The sequence below is a fragment of the Flavobacterium bomense genome (assembly GCF_003970355.1).
Genome location: NZ_RYDJ01000279.1, coordinates 1 through 1,041, shown reverse-complemented (window position 1 = coordinate 1,041; position 1,041 = coordinate 1). Strand labels below are relative to the sequence as shown.

Here is a 1,041-nt window from a genome sequence, read left to right as displayed (position 1 = left end):
AATAAAATTCAAAAACAATTATTGATTGAAAATTATTAATAAAAAAGCAAAAATCATAATAATCTTTCTTCAAAATCCTATTTTATATAAAAAAAGAATTGTCATTTTGTTAATTTATGTGTTCGTGAATGATTAATTGCTATTTATTGGACATTTTCTTAACATTATAGCAAAAATACGTTAAACTCAAATATAAAAATTGATGTGATAAATAGAATCTATATCTTTGCATAAAAATTAATAAGCATGAAAATTAAAGAACAAGGTCTTTATTCGCCAGAATTTGAGCATGAAAACTGTGGGGCTGGATTCATCTGCAACCTTAAAGGCGAGAAAACAAATCAAATCATTCACGACGCATTAGAAATCCTTGTAAAGTTAGAACATCGTGGCGGTGTGAGTTCCGACGGGAAAACGGGTGATGGTGCAGGTCTATTAATTGATATACCGCACGAATACTTCAATAGAGTTTGTGATTTCAAACTTCCAAATGCACGTGAATATGCAGTAGGTATGGTTTTTTTACCCAAAGCCGAAAATCAATATGTTTTTTGCAAAAAATTATTTGAAGATGAAATCAAAAATCAGGGATTAACCATTTTAGGATGGAGAGAAGTTCCTGTTGATTCCTCTCAACTGGGTCCAATTGCTTTGGCTTCTGAGCCAAAAATTGATCAAATATTCGTTGGTAAAAGCGAAGAAATTGACGACGCTACATTCAAAGCAAAATTATATGCTGCACGTAAAATTACCGAACATACGATTATAAATTCTAAGATATCCGAAAGCTCTTATTTTTATATTCCTAGTTTTTCTACAACAACCTTAATATACAAGGGTATTATTATGCCCGAAGATATTGGTCCTTATTATACCGATTTACAACAAACCGATTTAGTAACTCGTTTGGCTTTAGTTCACCAACGTTTTTCTACCAACACCATGCCTTCTTGGGAATTGGCACAACCGTTTAGATACATTTGTCAAAATGGTGAAATCAATACTTTGCGTGGAAATGTGAGTAGAATGCGTGTTCGTGAA

General features: G+C 32.1%; 1 pseudogene. It reads left to right on the top strand.

What is annotated here, in order from left to right:
* Positions 1 to 246: 246 nt before the first annotated feature.
* Positions 247 to 1,041, top strand: a pseudogene (locus EKL98_RS17290) (glutamate synthase subunit alpha); the annotation flags it as partial.